Source organism: Streptomyces sp. NPDC004051 (assembly GCF_053604275.1).
Genome location: NZ_JBSGHG010000033.1, coordinates 22,470 through 42,244, shown reverse-complemented (window position 1 = coordinate 42,244; position 19,775 = coordinate 22,470). Strand labels below are relative to the sequence as shown.

Genomic DNA, 19,775 nt, shown 5'->3' with positions numbered 1-19,775 from the left:
CGTTCACGAGAGAGAAACCGGCCGACCGTCCGAGCCGGGTCAGGCCTTGGCCACCCGTACGATCAGGGCGTCGCCCTGGCCGCCGCCGCCGCACAGCGCCGCCGCGCCGACACCGCCGCCGCGCCGCTTCAGCTCCAGCGCCAGGTGCAGCACCAGCCGGGCGCCGGACATGCCGATCGGGTGGCCGAGGGCGATGGCGCCGCCGTTGACGTTCACCTTCTCCGTGGAGACCCCGAGGTCCTTCATCGACTGCACGGCCACCGCGGCGAAGGCCTCGTTGATCTCGATCAGGTCGAGGTCGGAGACCTCCAGGCCCTCCTTCTTGAGGGCGTGGACGATCGCGTTGGACGGCTGCGACTGGAGGGAGTTGTCGGGACCGGCCACATTGCCGTGGGCGCCGATCTCGGCGATCCACTCCAGGCCGAGCTCCTGCGCCTTGGCCTTGCTCATCACGACCACGGCCGCCGCACCGTCCGAGATCTGCGAGGAGGTGCCGGCGGTGATCGTGCCGTCCTTGGTGAAGGCGGGGCGCAGCTTGCCGAGCGACTCGGCGGTGGTGTCGCCGCGGATGCCCTCGTCCTGGTTGAAGAGGACCGGGTCGCCCTTGCGCTGGGGGATCTCGACGGGGGTGATCTCCGCCGCGAAGACGCCGTTCTTCTGCGCGGCGGCGGCCCGCTGGTGGGACAGGGCGGCGATCTCGTCCTGCTCGGCGCGGCCGATGCCGAGGCGCGTGTTGTGCTTCTCCGTGGACTCGCCCATGGCGATGTTCTCGAAGGAGTCGGTCAGACCGTCGTGCGCCATGGCGTCGATCATCTGGACCGCACCGTACTTGAAGCCCTCGCGGGACTTCGGCAGCAGGTGCGGGGCGTTGGTCATGGACTCCTGGCCGCCGGCGACGACCACGTCGAACTCACCGGCCCGGATCAGCTGGTCGGCCAGCGCGATCGCGTCCAGCCCCGACAGGCACACCTTGTTGACGGTGAGCGCCGGGACGTTCATCGGGATGCCCGCCTTGACGGCGGCCTGACGTGCCGGGATCTGCCCCGCCCCGGCCTGGAGCACCTGCCCCATGATCACATACTGCACCTGGTCGCCGCCGATCCCCGCACGGTCGAGGGCGGCCTTGATCGCGAAACCGCCGAGGTCGGCCGCGGAGAAGGACTTCAGCGAGCCCAGCAGCCGGCCCATCGGGGTCCGGGCGCCCGCGACGATGACGGACGTCGTGCCGTTCGTGCCGTTCGGAGCGGAAGGTGCTGATGATGCGGTGGATTCAGAAGCTGCGAAAGTCATGAGCTGCGATCCCCTTCCGGCTGCACAGCCGAGGAGTGAACGAGGGTTTACTTCGAATGTACTGAGCTGCGGTCCGCCCCGTCACCGGGCGTACGGTGTGATCGCGCGCACGTTGCGTAACCGCCCCGGTAGCGCTCCACTGATTCCATGCTGACGCGAATCGACCACATCGGGATCGCCTGCCACGACCTCGACGCGACCGTGGAGTTCTACCGGTCCACGTACGGCTTCGAGGTGTTCCACTCCGAGGTCAACGAGGAGCAGGGAGTGCGCGAGGCGATGCTCAAGATCAACGAGACCTCGGACGGAGGAGCCTCCTACCTCCAGTTGCTCGAGCCGACCAGGGAGGACTCCACCGTCGCGAAGTGGCTCGCGAAGAACGGGGAGGGGGTCCATCACATCGCCTTCGGCACGGCGGACGTCGACGCCGCGGCCGCCGACATCAAGGACAAGGGCGTACGCGTGCTGTACGAAGAGCCCCGGCGCGGCTCCATGGGGTCACGGATCACCTTCCTGCACCCCAAGGACTGCCACGGCGTACTGACCGAACTGGTCACTTCGGCGCCCGTTGAGTCACCTGAGCACTGACCCACGTACATAAGGGCCGGTAGGGTTGGGTGCGGTCGCCGCTCGATGCAGGGCGATCATGTCCTGCCGTCAAAAAGGCGACGACTGCCTCCGTTCGGGTGAACGTCGTCCTTACTTGGCTGCAGGACTTACCGGGGTTCGGGTTTCGGGGGCGAGCGCGGGGGCAGCAGCGCATGCTCCGCCACCGATCTGACACCATTCCCCGGGGGCCCCGTTCGGCAGATGGGCGGGGCTCGGCCAGAGTTGCGACCAGGGGACGGATGGGACCGCGCAGTGCGGGGCTACGAGAGCCAGGAGCGAGAGCCGGCGGCTGACGTCGACCACCTCTCTCGGTTCGAGGCCGAGATGAAGCGGCTGAAGACCGAGCGGGAAAAGGCGATCCAGCACGCCGATGACCTCGGCTACCAGGTCGAGGTGCTGCGGGCCAAGCTGCACGAGGCGCGGCGCACCATCATGTCCCGGCCCGCCTACGAGGGCGGCGACATCGGCTACCAGGCCGAGCAGATGCTGCGTAACGCGCAGATGCAGGCCGACCAGCTCCGCGCGGACGCCGAGCGTGAGCTGAGCCAGGTCCGGGCGCAGACCCAGCGGATCCTCCAGGAGCACGCCGAGCAGGCGGCCCGGCTCCAGTCGGAGCTGCACCAGGAGGCCGTGACCCGGCGCCAGCAGCTCGACCAGGAGCTGGCGGAGCGTCGGCAGACCGTCGAGTCGCACGTCAACGAGAACGTGGCGTGGGCGGAGCAGGTGCGGGCCCGCTCCGAGCAGCAGGCCCGCCGGCTGCTCGACGAGTCCCGCGCGGAGGCCGAGCAGGCCCTGGCCGCCGCCCGCGCGGAGGCCGAACGGGTGACCGCCGAGGCCCGCCAGCGGCTGCACAGCGAGGCCGAGGCGGCACGGCAGGAGGCCGACCAGACCCTGCGCCGGGCCCGCGCGGACGCCGAGCGGCTGCTGAACGCCGCCTCCGCACAGGCCCAGGAGGCCACCGACCACGCCGAGCGGCTGCGGACGTCGACGGCCAGTGAGTCGGAGTCCGCCCGCCGCGAGGCCCAGGAGCTCGCCAGGGCGGCCGAGCAGCGCATGGCGGACGCCGAGGCGGCGCTGCGCGAGGCGCGTGCCGAGGCGGACAAGGTGCTCGCCGAGGCGAAGGAGGCCGCGTCGAAGGCGCTGGCCTCCGCCGAGGCCGCCAACGAGACCCGTACCCGCACGGCCAAGGAGCAGGTCGCCCGGCTGGTCAGCGAGGCCACCAAGGAGGCCGAGTCCACCAAGTCGGACGCCGAGCAGATCGTCGCGGACGCCCGTGCGGAGGCCGAGAAGATCGTCGCGGAGGCCTCCGAGAAGGCCCGTACGATCACCGCCGAGGAGAGCGCCACCCAGCTGTCCAAGGCAGCCAAGACCGCCGAGGACGTGCTCAACAAGGCGTCGGAGGACGCCAAGCGGACCACCAGGGCGGCGGCCGAGGAGGCCGAGCGGATCCGCGGGGAGGCCGAGGCCGAGGCGGACCGGCTGCGGGCCGAGGCGCACGACATCGCCACCCAGCTCAAGGGCGCGGCGAAGGACGACACCAAGGAGTACCGCGCCAAGACGGTCGAGCTGCAGGAGGAGGCCCGCCGGCTGCGCGGCGAGGCCGAGCACCTGCGTGCCGACGCGGTCGCCGAGGGCGAGAAGATCCGCGCGGAGGCCCGCAAGGAGGCCGTGGCGCAGATCGAGGAGGCCGCCCGGTCCGCCGAGGAGCTGCTGGCCAAGGCGAAGGCGGACGCGGACGAGCTGCGTTCCACCGCGCAGACGGACAGCGAGAAGGTCCGCACCGAGGCCATCGAGCGCGCCACGACGCTGCGCCGGCAGGCCGAGGAGACGCTGGAGCGCACCCGCAAGGAGGCGGAGCGGCACCGCGCGGAGGCCACCGAGCAGGCCGACGCGCTCAAGGAGGACGCCGAGCGGGCCGCGCGCGAGCTGCACGAGGAGGCCGAGCGGGCCGTCGCGGCACGCCGTGAGGAGGCCGCCGGGGAGCTGACCCGGCTGCACACGGAGGCCGAGGAGCGGCTGGCCTCGGCCGAGCAGGCGCTGAGCGAGGCCCGTGAGGAGGCGGGCCGCATCCGCCGGGAGGCCTCGGACGAGGCCGAGCGGCTGCGCGCCGAGGCGGCGGAGCGGGCTCGTACGCTCCGTGAGCAGGCGGAGGCGGAGGCCGAGCGGCTGCGGAACGAGGCCGCGGCGGACGCGTCGGCGTCCCGCGCGGAGGGCGAGTCGGTCGCCGTGCGGCTGCGTTCGGAGGCCGCGGCGGAGGCGGAGCGGCTCAAGGCGGAGGCGCAGGACAGCGCCGACCGGATGCGGGCCGAGGCGCTGGCCGCCGCCGAGCGGCTCGGCGCGGAGGCGTCCCAGGCGCTGGCCGGTGCGCAGGAGGAGGCCGCCCGGCGCCGCCGCGAGGCCGAGGAACTGCTGGGCGCGGCCCGGCAGGAGGCCGACCAGGAGCGCGAGCGGGCCCGGGAGCAGAGCGAGGAGCTGCTGGCCGCGGCGCGTACGCGCGTGGAGGAGGCGCAGGCCGAGGCCGTACGGCTGGTCGAGGAGGCCGACCGGCGTGCCACCGAGATGGTGTCGGCGGCCGAGCAGCACGCGCAGCAGGTCCGGGAGTCGGTCGCGGACCTGCACGAGCAGGCGCAGGAGGAGATCACCGGTCTGCGCAGCGCCGCCGAGCACGCGGCGGACCGCACCCGGCGCGAGGCCGAGGAGGAGGCGGACCGGGTCCGGGCCGACGCCTACGCGGAGCGGGAGCGGGCGAGCGAGGACGCGAGCCGGCTGCGGCGCGAGGCGCAGGAGGAGTCGGAGGCCGCCAAGTCGCTCGCCGAGCGCACGGTGTCCGAGGCGATCACCGAGGCGGAGCGGGTCCGTTCGGAGGTCTCCGAGCAGACCCAGCGGATGCGCACGGAGGCGTCGGACACGGTCGCCGAGGCCGAGCAGAGCGCCGCGCGCACCCGGGCCGAGGCCCGCCAGGACGCCAACCGGATCCGTTCGGAGGCGGCGACGCAGGCGGACACGCTCATCACCGAGGCGCGCGGCGAGGCGGAGCGGCTCACCGCGGAGACGGTCGCGGAGACCGACCGGCAGCGCGCGGAGTCGGTCGCCAAGGCCGAGAAGCTGATCTCGGACGCGACCGGCGACGCGGAGCGGCTGCGGGCCGAGGCGTCCCGGGCGGTCGGCTCGGCGCAGCAGCACGCGCAGCAGGTCCGGGGCGAGGCGGAGCGGTTGCGGGCCGACGCGGAGCAGACGGCCGAGCGGCTGGTTGCCTCGGCGCGCGAGGAGGCCGAGCGCACCCTGGACGAGGCCCGCAAGGACGCCAACAAGCGGCGCTCCGAGGCGGCCGAGCAGGTGGACACGCTCATCACGGAGACCGCCGCCGAGGCGGACAAACTGCTCACCGAGGCGCAGCAGCAGGCGCAGCAGACCACCGCGGACGCGGAGACCCAGGCCGACTCGATGGTGGGCGCGGCCCGCACCGAGGCCGACCGGCTCGTCTCCGAGGCGACCGTCGAGGGCAACTCCCGGGTGGAGAAGGCCCGTACGGACGCGGACGAGCTGCTGGTCGAGGCCCGTCAGGACGCGACCCGGATCCGGGAGCGCGCCGAGGAGCTGCGGGACCGCGTCACCAGCGAGATCGAGGAGCTGCACGAGCGGGCCCGCCGGGAGGCGGCCGAGACGATGAAGTCCACCGGTGACCGCTGCGACGCGCTCATCAAGGCGGCCGAGGAGCAGCTCGCCAAGGCCCAGGCGAAGGCCAAGGAGCTCGTGTCCGAGGCCAACTCCGAGGCGGGCAAGGTGCGCATCGCCGCGGTGAAGAAGGCCGAGGGGCTGCTGAAGGAGGCCGAGCAGAAGAAGGCCACCCTCGTCAAGGAGGCCGAGGAGCTCAAGGCCGAGGCGATCCGCGAGGCGCGGGCCACGGTCGAGGAGGGCAAGCGCGAGCTGGAGGTCCTGGTGCGGCGGCGCGAGGACATCAACGCCGAGATCTCCCGCGTGCAGGACGTCCTGGAGGCGCTGGAGTCGTTCGAGGCCCCGGGCGGCGGCAAGGACAACGGGGTGAAGGCCGCCGCGGCGGCCGGTCCGCCGGGCCAGCGGGGCAAGTCTTCGGACAGTTAGGGTGCCGCATAACGAACCGGTCAAACTCTGCGACAGTGTGGGAACCCCCTTGTCGGCACGGCAAGTCCCGTGCCGACAAGGGGGTTTGAGCATGCACTTGGCAAGCGCTCCGGGTGCCGGCCACTCAAAAGGGGTGTCATTCTCCGTATCAAACGTGCATCCGCTCGATGACAGAGCGCTTCGGCACCTAGGATTCCCCGTATCACCTCACCGGTCTCATTCGACAGGAACCCCATGAGCGACACTTCCCCCTACGGCTTCGAGCTTGTGCGGCGTGGATACGACCGCGCTCAGGTGGACGAACGCATCTCCAAGCTCGTCTCCGACCGTGACAGCGCTCTCGCCCGCATCACTGCTCTGGAAAAGCGCATCGAAGAGCTCCACCTCGAGACGCAGAACGCCCAGTCCCAGGTCACCGACGCCGAGCCGTCGTACGCGGGGCTCGGCGCGCGCGTGGAGAAGATCCTGCGGCTGGCCGAGGAGGAGGCGAAGGACCTCCGCGAGGAGGCCCGGCGCGCGGCCGAACAGCACCGCGAACTCGCCGAGTCGGCCGCCCAGCAGGTGCGCAACGACGCGGAGTCGTACTCCGCCGAGCGCAAGGCGAAGGCCGAGGACGAGGGCGTCCGGATCGTCGAGAAGGCCCAGGGCGAGGCCGCCCAACTGCGGTCGGACGCGCAGAAGGACGCGCAGTCCAAGCGCGAGGAGGCGGACGCCCTCTTCGAGGAGACCCGCGCGAAGGCCGCGCAGGCCGCCGCCGACTTCGAGACGAACCTGGCCAAGCGGCGCGAGCAGTCCGAGCGCGACCTGGCCTCGCGTCAGGCCAAGGCCGAGAAGCGGCTCGCCGAGATCGAGCACCGCGCGGAGCAGCTGCGCCTGGAGGCGGAGAAGCTGCGCACCGACGCCGAGCGCCGGGCCCGCCAGACGGTGGAGACCGCCCAGCGCCAGGCCGAGGACATCGTGGCCGACGCCAACGCCAAGGCCGACCGGATCCGTTCGGAGTCCGAGCGGGAGCTGGCGGCGCTGACCAACCGCCGCGACTCCATCAACGCCCAGCTGACCAACGTCCGCGAGATGCTGGCCACGCTCACGGGTGCCGCGGTGGCCGCGGCCGGCTCGCCGACCGAGGACGAGACCGCCTCCCGCGGGGTTCCGGCCCAGCAGACCCGGTAACCGGCCGGGATACGGCGACCGAACATCGGTGAAGCCCTCTGCCAGGGAGTTGGCAGAGGGCTTCACCCCGTTCTAGCGTGGCGGCATGATCGAGCTCGAAGGGCTGACCAAGCGGTACGGCGAGAAGGTGGCGGTGAACAACCTGACATTCACGGTCAGGCCGGGCATCGTCACGGGGTTCCTCGGTCCCAACGGCGCGGGCAAGTCCACCACCATGCGGATGATGCTGGGCCTGGACCGGCCCACGGCCGGCGACGTCCGCATCGACGGCCGCCCCTACGACCGGCTCAAGGACCCGCTGAAGCACATCGGCGCGCTGCTGGACGCCAAGGCCGCGCACGGCGGCCGCAGCGCCTTCAACCACCTGCTGTGTCTCGCCCAGAGCAACGGCATCCCCCGGCAGCGGGTGCACGAGGTACTGGACACGGTGGGGCTGACCTCCGTCGCGCGGAAGAAGACCAAGGGGTTCTCGCTCGGCATGGGCCAGCGGCTCGGCATCGCCGGCGCGCTGCTCGGCGATCCGCGCATCCTGATGTTCGACGAGCCGGTCAACGGCCTCGACCCCGAGGGCATCCACTGGATCCGCACCCTGATGAAGTCGCTCGCCGCGCAGGGCCGTACGGTCTTCGTCTCCTCCCACCTGATGAGCGAGATGGCGCTGACCGCCGACCACCTCGTCGTCATCGGGCAGGGCCGGCTGCTCGCCGACACCTCCATGGCCGACTTCATCGAGCACAACTCCCGTTCGTACGTCCGGATCCGCTGTCCGCAGCGGGAACGGCTGCTGGACGTGCTGCACGAGGCCGGGATCACGGCCGTCGAGAGCGGCGGCGGGGTGCTGGAGGTGGACGGCGCCCAGGCCGAGCAGATCGGGGAGTTGGCGGCCGCCCACCACCTGGTGCTGCACGAACTGAGTCCGCAGCAGGCCTCCCTGGAGGAGGCTTTCATGCGGCTGACCGCGGAGTCGGTGGAGTACCACGCGCACTCCGGCACACCCGCGCCCCCGCAGCAGTGGGGCGACGGCTGGAAGAAGGGCTGAGCATGACGGCGGCACAGGTCGTCCGGTCCGAGTGGACCAAGATCCGGTCGGTGGCGTCCACGGTGTGGACGCTCTCCCTGGCGGTGGTCGTCACCATCGCGCTCGGCATGCTGATCTCGGCGCTGTCGGCGCACGAGTTCGACAACATGAGCCCGCAGAGCCGGCTCTCCTTCGATCCGACGTTCATCAGCTTCGCCGGGATGAGTCTCGGCCAGCTCGCGATGATCGTGTTCGGGGTGCTGGTGGTGTCGAACGAGTACAGCACCGGCATGATCCGCACCTCGCTGGCCGCCGTACCGCAGCGCGGCGCCTTCCTGGCCGGCAAGCTCGGCGTGGCCACCGCGCTCGCGCTCGCCGTCTCCATGGTCACCAGCTTCGCCGCCTTCTTCCTCGGGCAGGCGGTGCTCGGCGAGCACGGGGCGTCCATCGGGGACGAGGGGGTGCTGCGGGCCGTCCTCGGCGGCGGTCTCTACATGACCCTGATCGCGGTGTTCTCGATGGGCGTCGCCACCATGCTGCGCTCCCCGATGCTGTCGCTGGGCATCCTGATGCCGTTCTTCTTCCTGATCTCCAGCATCCTGGCCAACGTCGACGCGACGAAGAAGATCGGCTGGTTCCTGCCCGACCAGGCGGGCAGCAGGATCATGCAGGTGGTCACACCGCTCGACGACGACATCCCGTACGGGCCCTGGGGCGGCCTCGGCATCATGGCGCTGTGGGTGGTCGCGGTGCTCGCCGGCGGATACCTGGTGCTGAGGAAACGCGACGCGTAGGGCCTGTCCGGCGGAACAGGTCGCAGGAAGTCGGCGGTGCCTCGTCGGCGCGGGTGAGCGGGGACGACGGGGCCCCTCCCGCTCGAGCGGAGCCGAGAAGCGGGGAGGGCCTGTCGGCCCCGAGCCTGCGGCATGCTCCGCCGGGCCGGCCCTGTCGGCAGGGCACGGGCCGGGCGGGGGCGCCCCGTCCGGGAAGCGGGGCGGGGCCGGGGCTCCGCCGTCTTTACCTCCCCTTGGGCGGAACCGTCAGCCTCTCGATATCCTCCTAACCCTTACGGGGGGCGTGCGCCCTCGTTGTCCTGAACCTCTCGATGGGGCGGAGCATGATCGAGGCAGTCGGCCTGACCAAGCGGTACGGCGACAAGACCGCTGTGTACAACCTTTCCTTCCAGGTGCGTCCCGGCGCCGTCACCGGCTTCCTCGGTCCCAACGGTTCGGGCAAGTCCACGACGATGCGGATGATCCTCGGTCTGGACAACCCCACCGCGGGCCACGTCACGATCGGCGGCTACCCCTACCGCAGGCTGCCCAACGCCGCCCGGCAGGTCGGCGCGCTGCTGGACGCCAAGGCCGTGCACGGCGGCCGGTCCGCCCGCAACCACCTGCTGAGCCTGGCCCAGCTGTCCGGCATCCCGGCCCGGCGGGTGGACGAGGTGCTCGGTGTGGTCGGGCTGCACGAGGTGGCCGGGCGGCGTTCCAAGGGCTTCTCCCTGGGCATGGGCCAGCGGCTCGGCATCGCCGCCGCGCTGCTCGGCGACCCCCAGGTGCTGCTGTTCGACGAGCCGGTCAACGGCCTCGACCCCGAGGGCATCCTCTGGGTGCGCAACCTGATGAAGTCGCTCGCCGCGGAGGGCCGTACGGTCTTCGTCTCCTCCCACCTGATGAGTGAGATGGCGCTGACCGCCGACCACCTCATCGTGATCGGCCGGGGACAGCTCCTGTCCGACATGAGCGTGAAGGATTTCATCTCGGCCAACTCCGCCGACTTCGCGCGGGTGCGCACGCCCGACACCGAGCCGCAGCAGCGCGAGAAGCTGTCCGCCGCGCTCAGCGAGGCCGGCGGCCAGGTGCTGCCCGAGCAGGACGGCGCGCTGCGGGTGATGGGGCTGCCGCTGCCGCGCGTCAGTGACATCGCCCACGAGACCGGCGTACGGCTGTGGGAGCTGTCACCGCACCAGGCCTCGCTGGAGGAGGCGTACATGCGGATGACGCAGGGGGCGGTCGACTACCGCTCGACCGACGACCAGAAGGAGGGGCTCCAGCAGCCGCTGCCGCCGGGTGCGCAGCCGCCGATGCCGGTACCGGGTCAGGGCCAGCCCGGCTGGTACGCCCCGCCGCCGCCCCAGCAGGGCGGTCCGCAGTTCGCGGCGGCCCCGATGGCCAACCCGTACGCCCGGCCCGTCCCGGCGACCGCTCCCCCGTCGGCCGCGCCGCCCACCGCCCAGCCCAGCCAGCCCAGCCCGTCCAGCTCCGACGTGGCCAAGCCCGAGGACGCCCGATGAGCACGCCCCAGCCCCCGACCCGGCAAGCCGCGCCCGTGTGGCAGGCGGCGGACCCCGGCTACCACTCGCCGATCCCGGTGGTGCGCACGCACCTGGGGCACGCGATCGCCTCCGAGTGGACGAAGATCCGGTCGCTGCGTTCCACGATGTGGACGCTGGGCGTGTTCGTGCTGCTCGTCGTCGGCATCGGCCTGCTGACCGGTGCGATGGTGGCGAGCACCGACACGGACCTGAACGGTCAGAACCCGCTGCCCCTGGGCTTCTTCGGACTGCTCCTGGGCGGCATGTGCATCATCACGCTGGGCGTGCTGACCACGGCCACGGAGTACGGCACCGGCATGATCCGCACCACCATGGTGGCCTGCCCCTCGCGCGGGCGGGTGCTCGCGGCGAAGGCCCTGGTGTTCTTCCTGGTCGCCTTCACGGTGACGCTGCTGTCCGTGACGGCCGTCGCGTTCCTGCACGTGTCGATGTTGGGGGGCAACAACGCGAAGGAACCCACCGGCGGTGAGTGGCTGAAGGCCACCGTCGGCATCTCGCTCTACCTCGCGCTGCTCGGCACGCTCTCGCTGGCCCTCGGCTCGATCGTCCGGCACTCGGCGGGCGCCATCACCCTCATGGTCGGCGTCGTGCTCGCCCCGCTGGTGCTCGCGATCTTCATGCTCGCCACCTCGCTGGAGAGCGTGCACACATTCCTGCTCGAGTACTCCATCCCGAACCAGATGAACATCTTCTACAACAATTCCCTGAGCACGTCCGGCCTGTCCGGCTGGGACCCGCTGTGGATCATGCTCGGGGTCACGGCCGTGGCGCTCGGCGGCGCCTTCTTCCTGCTGCGGGAACGGGACGTGTAGGAGCCGGCCGGAACGGGAGGGCCGCCGGGCTCAGAACCTCGGCGCGTTACGGGACCGCCGCACCCGCGTGGTGCGGCGGTCCTTCGCGTTCCAGCAGGCCTTGTGCCAGTGCCGGCGGTCGTCGACGCCCCCGTGCTCCGGCCAGGCCACCACGTGCGGCACCCCGTCCGGGATCATCTGGTCGCAGCCGGGGCAGCGGTACGCCTTGCCCTGGGCGCTGGAGCCCGCCACGTGCCGCACGCTCCACTCCTCGTCCTGCCAGCTCTCGGTGGACTGCCAGCCGCCGTACCGCCCGGAACGGTCTTCCTCGGCGCTCCGGCCGGACGAACCGGCTCCCTTGGGTCGGTTACGACGCGGGGACACAGAACACCTCACGGGGCTATCCAGGATGCGGGAACGCTTCCAGCCTACGCGGCGCCGGCCGGGGTACGCGCGGGGAACCAAACATCACAAGCTTCCCTTCACAAGGGCGCAACACCCGCTCCAAAATCGCCCATTCTGCAGACAATCCGTAAATTCCCCTTCCAGCCGTGTCCTCGGCACGTGTCAGACGGTTATGCCCTGCGGGGGAGCTCCGGGTCGGAGCCAAGGAAGCAGGAAAGCAATGCGTGTGGGAAGTTTCGTGTTGGCCGCCCGGTTCCCCGGGCAGGGCGAAGGGGAGGCACTGTACCGGGCGGTCCGTTCGGCCGAGGTGGCCGAGGAGGCCGGGCTGGACGCGGTCTGGCTGGGCGAGCACCACTTCGTGCCGTACGGCACCTGCCCGTCGGCGGTCACCCTGGCGGCGTTGCTGCTGGGCCGCACCCGCCGCATCCGGGTCGGTACGGCGGTCAGCGTGCTGCCCACCGTCCATCCGGTGGCGCTCGGCGAGCAGGCCGCGCTGCTGCACGTCACCAGCGGCGGGCGGTTCTCGCTGGGCGTCGGGCGCGGCGGGCCGTGGGTCGACCTGGAGGTCTTCGGGTCCGGCCTCGAGGCGTACGAGAAGGGGTTCCCCGAATCGCTCGACCTCCTGACGCGCTGGCTGCGCGAACCCTCCGTCGCGGCCGCCGGGGAGCGTTTCCGGTTCCGTGAAGTGCCCGTCGTCCCGCGCCCGTCGGAGTCCCTCGTCGAGGTGGAGGGCCCCGAGGTGGTGGTCGCCTGCACCTCCCCTGCGAGCGTGCGGCTCGCGGCCGAGCGCGGACTGCCGATGCTGCTCGGCATGCACGTGGGGGACGAGGAGAAGGCCGAGATGGTCGCCCTGTGGCAGCGGCACGCGCGTGCCTGCGGACGGCCCGCGGCGGAGGTCCACCGCGCGGCCCATGTGTCGGCCGGCGTCGTGCAGATCGCCGACCGGCGCACCGACGCGGCGGAGACGCTGCTCAAGGCGCTGCCCGGCTGGCTGCGGCAGGGGCTCGAGGCCCATGTCACGGTGGACGGCCGGGAACGGCGGATGCGCGACCCGCTGGCCTACACCGAACTGCTCTGCGGGCTGCACCCGGTGGGTACCCCACAGCTGTGCGCGGACCGGCTCGCCGCGACCAGCGAGCGGACCGGCATCTCCCGGTTCGCCCTGCTCGTCGAGGGTTCCGGCGACCTCGCGGCGACCGAGGAGAACGTACGGCGGCTCGGTGCCGAGGTGATCCCCCAACTCGTCTGAACGAGCGGGGGATTCCGGCGGGACTTGCCGCCCCGGTACAGAGCGCACCTCCCGTGTGCGGAGCGGCAAGCGTCGTGGTGCGTCAGCAGTCGCGCAGTTCCGGCGACTGGTTCAGCAACTGTCCGCGGACCGAGGTGAACTTGGCCAGCCTCTCGTCGACCGAGGAGTCGAGCGGGAACACGGCCAACCGGTGGCAGTTCTGGAAGGCCAGCCGGACACCGAAGTGCCGCTGCAGCGCGCCGCGTATCGCGTCACTCGCGAGCGCACGCAGCAGCTGACCGCGAGCCTGCTCGTCCGGCGGAGGCGTCTGGTTGTCGGCGAACTCTCCGCCGTCCACCTTCAACCGGGCCACCAGGGAGCTGATCATCTCCCACGCGTAGGGCAGGGAGGTCCGGACGCAGTCGACGAAGTCTGCTTCGTCGACCTCGCCTCGCTCGGCCTGTTCGAGTAGGGCCGGTGAGACGTCGAGCGACATGGGTTCTCCTCTCGCACCCCCGCCGTGCGGGGGTTGCCTGACAGATACGGGAGTTCGCAGAATCCGACACGCTGCGTGCACACGCCGCGACCTCCCGTTCAATACCGTAAGCAACTGACCGGGGCCGCACCAGGAGAATCCCCGGATGGGGGACTTGCTGTGGGCCGGTAATCGGCCATCGCCGAACACGCGTTTTCCAGGAGATACAGGACACGTCTCGAGGGTCTGGAGTGGTTTCTGTGACCTGGTTCCGGGCCGCCCGCGGGACCGGGGCGAATCGCCTCGACCGCGGCCCGTCGAGTAGCGTTGCCGACCATGCGTCTCGTCATTGCCCGCTGCTCCGTGGACTACGCCGGGCGGCTCACCGCGCACCTGCCCTCGGCACCCCGCCTGATCCTGGTCAAGGCGGACGGAAGTGTCTCGATCCACGCCGACGACCGGGCCTACAAGCCCCTGAACTGGATGTCGCCGCCCTGCACGCTCAAGGAGGGCAGCGGTGACGAGGAGGGGATCTGGACCGTCGTCAACAAGGCGGGGGAGAAACTCATCATCACGATGGAGGAGGTCCTGCACGACTCCTCGTACGAACTGGGCGTCGACCCCGGCCTGATCAAGGACGGCGTGGAAGCACACCTCCAGGAGCTGCTCGCGGACCGCATCGAGACGCTCGGCGAGGGCTACACCCTCATCCGCCGCGAGTACATGACCGCCATCGGTCCCGTCGACATCCTCTGCCGCGACGCGGAGGGACAGACCGTGGCGGTGGAGATCAAGCGTCGTGGGGAGATCGACGGCGTGGAGCAGCTCACGCGCTATCTGGAGCTGCTGAACCGCGACCCGCATCTCGCCCCGGTGCGCGGCGTGTTCGCGGCCCAGGAGATCAAGCCGCAGGCCCGGGTGCTCGCCACCGACCGGGGCATCGGCTGCCAGGTCCTCGACTACGACGCCCTGCGGGGCATCGAGGACGACAAGCTGCGCCTGTTCTGAGGGGCGTCACGGCATGTGCGAGGGGCCGGGCTCCCGTCGGGAGCCCGGCCCCTCGCACATGCCCGAAAGTGTTCCCGGGCGCCCGCGGACGGCCCGGGCGTCAGATCATCGCTGTTCCGGAGCTGCTCGGCGTGCCCGCCTCACTGCTCTGCGGGACGCTCGCCGAACCGCTCGCCCCCGGCTCCGTCCGGGTCGGGGTGGAGGAGGCGGGGCCGCTCGCCGAGGCGGACGTCTCCGGCGGCGGGGTGTAGTCCTCCGTCGGGTTCGTCGTCGGGGTGGTCGGCTCGTCCGTGGGCTCGTCCGTCGGCTCCTCCTCCGTCGGATCGGTCGGCTTGTCGGTGGGATCGCTCGGCTTGGTCGTCGACGGGTTCGCGGGCGAGGACGAGGACGGGGACGGTGTGGCGGGCGTGGTCGTCGAGTCGTCCGTCGGGTCGGTGTCGCTCGGGTCGGCCGAGGCCTCGCCCGACTCCGTGGCCGTCGGCGTCGGGTCGTCGGAGGTGCCGAGGGTGCCGTCCGGGCCGGGGTCGGCGGGCCGGCTGGTGGCGTCGCCGGTGTCACCGCCCTTCTCGGTCCGCCGGTCCGCGCCCAGGCTGCCGTCGTCGGCGCCCTGGCTCGCGGACGGGTTGACGCCGACGTTCTCCGACGGGGTGCCGGGGTCGTTCTCCGAGGTGGCTCCGAGGGTGACCACCGTGCCCAGCACGGCGACGAGCAGCGCGCCCGCGCCGGCCGCCACGAGGTTGCGCCGGGCCAGGCCCTTCAACCCGACACCGGCCTTGGGCGCGGCCTTGGGCGCAACCACCGGCACGGGCGTGGTGTGGTGGACGACCAGGCCGGTGTCGGTGGGCGGCCGCAGCTCCGGGAAGGCCATCGGCACCCCGCGGGGCGGCGAGGCCGACTCCTCGTGCCGGGCCTCCGGCACCTCATCCCCCGCGGTCGGCGCGAGCGCCGCCGGGATGCCGGAGCGGTCGCTGACCAGGGCCAGCGCCCGGCGTCCGGCGATGGTGCCGCGCTTGTCGGCGACGGCCCCGCGCAGGCCGACGGAGGCCTCCAGTTCGGCGCGGGCGCGGTCCAGCTCCCCCACGCACAGGGCGTGGATGCCGAGCTCGTGGTGGAAGTAGGCCTCCTCCGCCACGTCCCCGGCGAGCCGGGCGGCCTCCGCACCGGCCCGCAGGGTCCGCTCCCAGGCGCTCCAGTGCAGGCCCGCGGCGAACGCGGGGGCGGCGGTGCGGGCCAGCTGCACCGCCACGTCCTCCTCGCCCTCGCCGGCGGCCGAGGCGAGCGGCGCCACCACGGCGAGCGCGGCGAGCACCGCGTCGGCCTCGGCGCAGACCCGTTCCGGGGTGACCGAGGAGTGCCCGGCCCACCAGGCGTAGTGCTGGGCGGCGGTGCGCGCCTGCGCCTGCGCCCCGTCGGCGTACCCGGCGGCCTCCAGCTGGGCCGGTACGCCGGCGGCGAGCCGGTAGCGGGAGCCGGCCGGGGCGACCAGCCCGCAGGCGGCCAGTTCGCCGAGCGCGGCGTCGGCGTGGGTGTCGCCGACCAGCGCGGGCAGATGCGCCTGGTGCGGGAGTTCGCCGCCGAGCGCGACGGCGAACCGCAGGGTGGCGCGTGCGGAGGCGCTGAGCCGTGCCGCGAGCAGCGGGGCGGGGGCGGCCGCCTCGCCGAGCGAGGGCAGCGGGATCTCGTCACCCTCGGCGGCGTCGGCGGGCACTTCGTCGGCCGGGTCGCCGGGCCAGACGTCCTCGAAGACGCCGAACTCGTCGACGGCGCTGGTGCCGGCGCGCAGCCGGTCGCGCTGCCGCAGCAGGGCACCGGCCTGCACGAAGCGCAGCGGCAGGCCCTCGGACTCGAACCAGAGGTCGCCGGCCCAGTTCGACTCGTCCTCGGTGAGGTCCCGGCCGACGGCGCGCGCCAGCAGGTCGAGACCGGCCGCGCGGTCGAGTCCGTCGAGGACGACCTCCTCCACGGCGGAGTCGGCCGACGGGGCGGGCACGTCCGGGGTGGCGCCGAGCAGGAAGGCGCACTCGGGTGTCGCGTCGAGCAGTTCGTCGAGGGCGGCGCCGCCGAACCCGAGGTCGTCGACGACGACGACCGCGCCCACCTCACGGAGGCACTCGGCGAGTTCGTCCCGGCCGGGCCGGTGCAGCGGCGCGCTGTACACGGCGTGGAAGAGGTCGTACAGCAGATCGTCGGCGCTGCGGCGGTGGCCGTCCAGGCGGACCACGCCGCCGGGGGCGAGGTCCGCGCAGTCCTCGGCGACCGCGTCGAGCAGCCGGGTGCGGCCGGAGCCCGCGGGGCCGCTGAGGCGCACGGAGCGGCCGCGGGCGAGCAGCCGGAGCAGCTTCTCGCGCTCGTCCTGGCGGGCCGTCAGCGGCAGCTCGGGCCGGGACGGGCCGGGCGGGACGGGCGGCCGGGCGGCCTGGTCGGTCTCGGCGCGCTCGGCCTCCGTCAGCTTCACGGGGCGTGCGGGCCGCTCGGCGGGCGGGCAGGGCTCTATCTCACTGCCGTCGACGGGGTTGACGGTCAGCAGGAAGTCGCCGGAGACGAGCTGCGCCGTACGGGCGAGCACGGGCGCGGGCTGCCCGAAGTCGGATGCGAGGGATTCCCTGGGCGGGCGCTGGCGCGGCGCGTGCGCGTCGCCGTCACGACCGTACTCCTCGGGTCCCGGGTTGTTCGGGTCCATAAGGTCCTAGCCCCCAAAAAGCGTCGTGTGCCTGGGTCCAAGCCCCTCCCGGCCGTGCTGCACACCGCGCTGTCGCTCCTGGCCCGGGCCCGCTCGAGGGTTGGTGAGGCAGCGGGCAGCCGAACCCTAAACCTTCCCCCAGTATCTACGACAGTCCGGGGTGGCGTCCGGTCCGGGACATCACAGTCTCGTGAGGATTCTGCGCACGTCGCACGGGTCGCCGGGGGCTCTCACCGGTTCATCCGGTGCAGCCCCCGTACGGACCTCACACCCGGGGCAGCGTGTCCACCCCGATGCCCCCCTCGATCGCCAGGATCCGGTGCAGCCGGGTGGCCACCAACAGGCGCTGCAGCTGTGGCGGTACGTCCCGCAGCACCAGCCGCCGGCCGCAGCGGCCGGCCCGTCGATGGACCCCCATGATCACGCCGAGTCCGGTGGCGTCCCAGGAGTCCAGTTCGGACAGGTCCAGCAGCAGATCGCCGACTCCGCCGTCGACGGCCGAGTGCAGGACCGTACGGGCGTCCGCCGCGCTGCGGACATCGAGGCGGCCCCCGACGACCAGTTCGGCGTGGTCGCCCCTGATATGCATATGCGCTCCCGTGCGTGCCGTGCTCCGTTTTCAAGGTGTTCAGGTTCTTCAGGTGTTCGGGCTTCTCACGTTTTCGACGAGGGTGATGCACCCTCTGACTGCGTGGAGCCCGCAGAGGTTGCCCCGCGTGAGCGAACCGGTACCGAATTCACCCCGGTGCGTGATGAGCACCGGGGTGTTCGGGGTGATCAGTACGCGTAGAAGCCCTGCCCGCTCTTCCGGCCGATGTCACCGGCGTCAACCATCCGGCGCATCAGCTCGGGCGGGGCGAACTTCTCGTCCTGGGTCTCGGTGTAGATGTTCCCGGTGGCGTGCAGCAGGATGTCGACGCCGGTCAGGTCGGCGGTGGCCAGTGGCCCCATGGCGTGGCCGAAGCCCAGCTTGCAGGCCAGGTCGATGTCCTCGGCGCTCGCCACACCCGACTCGTGGAGCTTGGCGGCCTCGACGACGAGGGCGCTGATCAGGCGGGTGGTCACGAAGCCGGCCACATCACGGTTGACGACGATGCAGGTCTTGCCGACCGACTCGGCGAACTCGCGGGCGGTGGCGAGGGTTTCGTCGCTGGTCTTGTAGCCGCGGACCAGTTCGCACAGCTGCATCATCGGCACCGGCGAGAAGAAGTGCACGCCGACGACCCGCTCCGGCCGCTCCGTCACGGCCGCGATCTTGGTGATCGGGATGGCCGAGGTGTTGGAGGCGAGCACGGTGTCCTCGCGCACGATCCCGTCGAGGGCGCGGAAGATCTCGTGCTTGACCTCGAGCTTCTCGAAGACCGCCTCGACCACGACGTCCGCGTCCGCGCAGGCGTCCAGGTCGGTGGTCGTGGTGATCCGGGCGAGGGCCGCGTCGGCGTCGTGGGCCTCGAGCCTGCCCTTGCTCACGAACTTCTCGTACGACGACCTGATCCCGTCGACACCTCGTGTGAGCGCCTCGTCGGTGACGTCGCGCAGGACGACGTCCCAGCCCGCCTGAGCGGAGACCTGGGCGATTCCGGACCCCATGAGGCCGGCCCCGATGACGGCGAGCTTCCGTGCCACTGTGCGACTCCCCTTCGAACCACTCACACACTGTTCCTGTACGTCACTCGCGGACACTAGCGCCCACGAGCGAATGTGTGAGGGGTTAGTAATGCGTGTCACGCCTCACGCAGTGAGACGCCCATCACTCCCGCCGACTCCGCGGCTCCCAGGGTCCGGTCACCACCCCTCCCCACCGTCAACTCCAGGCATTCGCCCACTGATTGTTGACGCGCGTAGCACCGTGCCGCACGCTGGTCGGCGGGTGCCGTCCGGGTGGGCGGCACCGTTCCATCCAGCGACGGACGGTCGGGAGGCCAAAATGCTGAGACGCGCGGCACGCACCCTTCTCTCATTTGTCATGGTCATGGCTGGTACGGTTCTCGGAGTGGGTGCCACCGCCGGCGCGGCGCACGCCGACGAGTGCTACACCTGGAACCGCACCCTGTCCCAGGGCTCCTCCGGCAGCGACGTGACGCAGCTGCAGATCCGGGTCGCCGGCTGGGTCACCTCGGGCGAGCGGCTCTCCTACGACGGCCAGTACGGTGCCCGCACCGCCGCCGCCGTCAAGAAGTTCCAGTCGGCGTACGGGCTGTCCGCCGACGGTGTCGCCGGTCCGCAGACCTTCAGCAAGATCTACGCGCTCCAGGACCCAGACTGCACGCCCGTCCACTTCGGCTACGCCGAACTCAACAAGTGCAACTCCACCTGGTCGGGCGGCGCGGTCCCGGCGGCCACCGCCAAGGCGAACGCGCTGAAAACGATGTGGAAGCTGGAGGCGCTGCGGCACGCTCTCGGCGACGTGCCGATCACCGTCTCCAGCGGCTTCCGCTCCTACGCCTGCAACAGCGCGGTCGGCGGTTCGTCGACCAGCCGCCACCTCTACGGCGACGCGGCCGACCTCGTCGGCTCGCCGAGCCTGTGCACCCTCGCCCGCCAGTCCCGGGTCCACGGCTTCTCCGAGATCCTCGGTCCCGGCTACCCGGGCCACAACGACCACACCCACGTGGCCTTCGACCCGTCACCGTACTGGTCCGCACCCACCTGCGGGATCTGA

General features: G+C 71.9%; 16 protein-coding genes. 10 read left to right on the top strand and 6 right to left on the bottom strand.

Features of this window, described 5'->3' with window-relative positions; translation table 11 throughout:
• Window positions 1-39: 39 nt before the first annotated feature.
• A complete protein-coding gene (locus ACWEQO_RS26960; protein ID WP_452985559.1) occupies window positions 40-1,290 on the bottom strand; it encodes an acetyl-CoA C-acetyltransferase in 1,251 nt (416 codons plus the stop codon).
• 147 nt (window positions 1,291-1,437) lie between these two features.
• On the opposite strand from ACWEQO_RS26960, the gene mce reads away from it, so the two are divergent.
• From mce to ACWEQO_RS26925, 7 genes are all read left to right on the top strand, one after another.
• Complete coding sequence (mce, locus tag ACWEQO_RS26955) at window positions 1,438-1,878, top strand: methylmalonyl-CoA epimerase (RefSeq protein WP_361460503.1); 441 nt, start codon at window positions 1,438-1,440, stop codon at window positions 1,876-1,878.
• Window positions 1,879-2,151: 273 nt separating this feature from the next.
• Window positions 2,152-6,000 carry a polarized growth protein Scy gene (gene scy, locus ACWEQO_RS26950; RefSeq protein WP_361460502.1) on the top strand — a complete coding sequence of 1,283 codons (3,849 nt, stop codon included), beginning with the start codon at window positions 2,152-2,154 and terminating at the stop codon, window positions 5,998-6,000.
• 234 nt (window positions 6,001-6,234) lie between these two features.
• Complete coding sequence (locus ACWEQO_RS26945; RefSeq protein ID WP_361460500.1) at window positions 6,235-7,170, top strand: coiled-coil domain-containing protein; 936 nt, start codon at window positions 6,235-6,237, stop codon at window positions 7,168-7,170.
• A gap of 85 nt (window positions 7,171-7,255) precedes the next feature.
• Window positions 7,256-8,209 carry an ABC transporter ATP-binding protein gene (locus ACWEQO_RS26940; protein ID WP_361460499.1) on the top strand — a complete coding sequence of 318 codons (954 nt, stop codon included), beginning with the start codon at window positions 7,256-7,258 and terminating at the stop codon, window positions 8,207-8,209.
• Between the two features lie 2 nt (window positions 8,210-8,211).
• Window positions 8,212-8,982, top strand: coding sequence for an ABC transporter permease (locus ACWEQO_RS26935; RefSeq protein WP_452985558.1), 771 nt, complete (start codon window positions 8,212-8,214; stop codon window positions 8,980-8,982).
• A 323-nt stretch (window positions 8,983-9,305) separates the two neighbouring features.
• A complete protein-coding gene (locus tag ACWEQO_RS26930) occupies window positions 9,306-10,484 on the top strand; it encodes an ABC transporter ATP-binding protein (protein WP_452985557.1) in 1,179 nt (392 codons plus the stop codon).
• Window positions 10,481-11,338, top strand: a complete 858-nt coding sequence (locus ACWEQO_RS26925) for an ABC transporter permease subunit (RefSeq protein WP_361460495.1) — start codon at window positions 10,481-10,483, stop codon at window positions 11,336-11,338. Before ACWEQO_RS26930 ends, ACWEQO_RS26925 begins: the two co-directional genes overlap by 4 nt.
• A 30-nt stretch (window positions 11,339-11,368) precedes the next feature.
• Here ACWEQO_RS26925 and ACWEQO_RS26920 read toward each other — a convergent pair whose 3' ends face one another.
• The gene (locus tag ACWEQO_RS26920) at window positions 11,369-11,701 is read right to left on the bottom strand and encodes an ATP/GTP-binding protein (protein WP_452985556.1); all 333 of its coding nucleotides are present in this window, start codon (window positions 11,699-11,701) and stop codon (window positions 11,369-11,371) included.
• Between the two features lie 241 nt (window positions 11,702-11,942).
• Between ACWEQO_RS26920 and ACWEQO_RS26915 the strand changes: the two genes are divergently transcribed.
• The gene (locus ACWEQO_RS26915) at window positions 11,943-12,971 is read left to right on the top strand and encodes an LLM class flavin-dependent oxidoreductase (RefSeq protein WP_452985555.1); all 1,029 of its coding nucleotides are present in this window, start codon (window positions 11,943-11,945) and stop codon (window positions 12,969-12,971) included.
• A gap of 82 nt (window positions 12,972-13,053) precedes the next feature.
• Here the strand turns inward: ACWEQO_RS26915 and ACWEQO_RS26910 are convergent, their stop codons facing one another.
• Window positions 13,054-13,446 carry an SCO5389 family protein gene (locus tag ACWEQO_RS26910; RefSeq protein WP_361460489.1) on the bottom strand — a complete coding sequence of 131 codons (393 nt, stop codon included), beginning with the start codon at window positions 13,444-13,446 and terminating at the stop codon, window positions 13,054-13,056.
• A 315-nt stretch (window positions 13,447-13,761) separates the two neighbouring features.
• Between ACWEQO_RS26910 and nucS the strand changes: the two genes are divergently transcribed.
• Entirely contained in the window at window positions 13,762-14,433 is a 672-nt protein-coding gene (nucS, locus tag ACWEQO_RS26905; RefSeq protein WP_361460488.1) for an endonuclease NucS, read from the top strand.
• Between the two features lie 100 nt (window positions 14,434-14,533).
• Here the strand turns inward: nucS and ACWEQO_RS26900 are convergent, their stop codons facing one another.
• The 3 genes from ACWEQO_RS26900 to ACWEQO_RS26890 all read right to left on the bottom strand — a co-directional run bounded on the left by ACWEQO_RS26900 (window position 14,534) and on the right by ACWEQO_RS26890 (window position 18,739).
• Window positions 14,534-17,113 (bottom strand): ATP-binding protein, encoded by a 2,580-nt coding sequence (locus tag ACWEQO_RS26900; RefSeq protein ID WP_452985554.1) that lies wholly within the window; start codon window positions 17,111-17,113, stop codon window positions 14,534-14,536.
• Window positions 17,114-17,378: 265 nt separating this feature from the next.
• On the bottom strand, window positions 17,379-17,702 hold the full coding sequence (locus ACWEQO_RS26895) for an STAS domain-containing protein (RefSeq protein WP_202277406.1): 324 nt from the start codon (window positions 17,700-17,702) through the stop codon (window positions 17,379-17,381).
• 188 nt (window positions 17,703-17,890) lie between these two features.
• Window positions 17,891-18,739, bottom strand: coding sequence for a 3-hydroxyacyl-CoA dehydrogenase family protein (locus ACWEQO_RS26890; protein ID WP_361462034.1), 849 nt, complete (start codon window positions 18,737-18,739; stop codon window positions 17,891-17,893).
• A gap of 301 nt (window positions 18,740-19,040) precedes the next feature.
• On the opposite strand from ACWEQO_RS26890, the gene ACWEQO_RS26885 reads away from it, so the two are divergent.
• Window positions 19,041-19,775 (top strand): D-Ala-D-Ala carboxypeptidase family metallohydrolase, encoded by a 735-nt coding sequence (locus ACWEQO_RS26885; protein ID WP_361462037.1) that lies wholly within the window; start codon window positions 19,041-19,043, stop codon window positions 19,773-19,775.

What these genes read in the sequence shown, in the direction of transcription:
- ACWEQO_RS26945 (WP_361460500.1), top strand. Translation starts at nt 6,235, where the DNA reads ATGAGCGACACTTCCCCCTACGGCTTCGAGCTTGTGCGGCGTGGATAC.
- ACWEQO_RS26935 (WP_452985558.1), top strand. Translation starts at nt 8,212, where the DNA reads ATGACGGCGGCACAGGTCGTCCGGTCCGAGTGGACCAAGATCCGGTCG.
- ACWEQO_RS26930 (WP_452985557.1), top strand. Translation starts at nt 9,306, where the DNA reads ATGATCGAGGCAGTCGGCCTGACCAAGCGGTACGGCGACAAGACCGCT.
- ACWEQO_RS26940 (WP_361460499.1), top strand. Translation starts at nt 7,256, where the DNA reads ATGATCGAGCTCGAAGGGCTGACCAAGCGGTACGGCGAGAAGGTGGCG.
- ACWEQO_RS26910 (WP_361460489.1), bottom strand. Translation starts at nt 13,446, where the DNA reads ATGTCGCTCGACGTCTCACCGGCCCTACTCGAACAGGCCGAGCGAGGC.
- mce (WP_361460503.1), top strand. Translation starts at nt 1,438, where the DNA reads ATGCTGACGCGAATCGACCACATCGGGATCGCCTGCCACGACCTCGAC.
- ACWEQO_RS26915 (WP_452985555.1), top strand. Translation starts at nt 11,943, where the DNA reads ATGCGTGTGGGAAGTTTCGTGTTGGCCGCCCGGTTCCCCGGGCAGGGC.
- ACWEQO_RS26895 (WP_202277406.1), bottom strand. Translation starts at nt 17,702, where the DNA reads ATGCATATCAGGGGCGACCACGCCGAACTGGTCGTCGGGGGCCGCCTC.
- ACWEQO_RS26900 (WP_452985554.1), bottom strand. Translation starts at nt 17,113, where the DNA reads ATGGACCCGAACAACCCGGGACCCGAGGAGTACGGTCGTGACGGCGAC.
- ACWEQO_RS26885 (WP_361462037.1), top strand. Translation starts at nt 19,041, where the DNA reads ATGCTGAGACGCGCGGCACGCACCCTTCTCTCATTTGTCATGGTCATG.
- nucS (WP_361460488.1), top strand. Translation starts at nt 13,762, where the DNA reads ATGCGTCTCGTCATTGCCCGCTGCTCCGTGGACTACGCCGGGCGGCTC.
- ACWEQO_RS26960 (WP_452985559.1), bottom strand. Translation starts at nt 1,290, where the DNA reads ATGACTTTCGCAGCTTCTGAATCCACCGCATCATCAGCACCTTCCGCT.
- ACWEQO_RS26925 (WP_361460495.1), top strand. Translation starts at nt 10,481, where the DNA reads ATGAGCACGCCCCAGCCCCCGACCCGGCAAGCCGCGCCCGTGTGGCAG.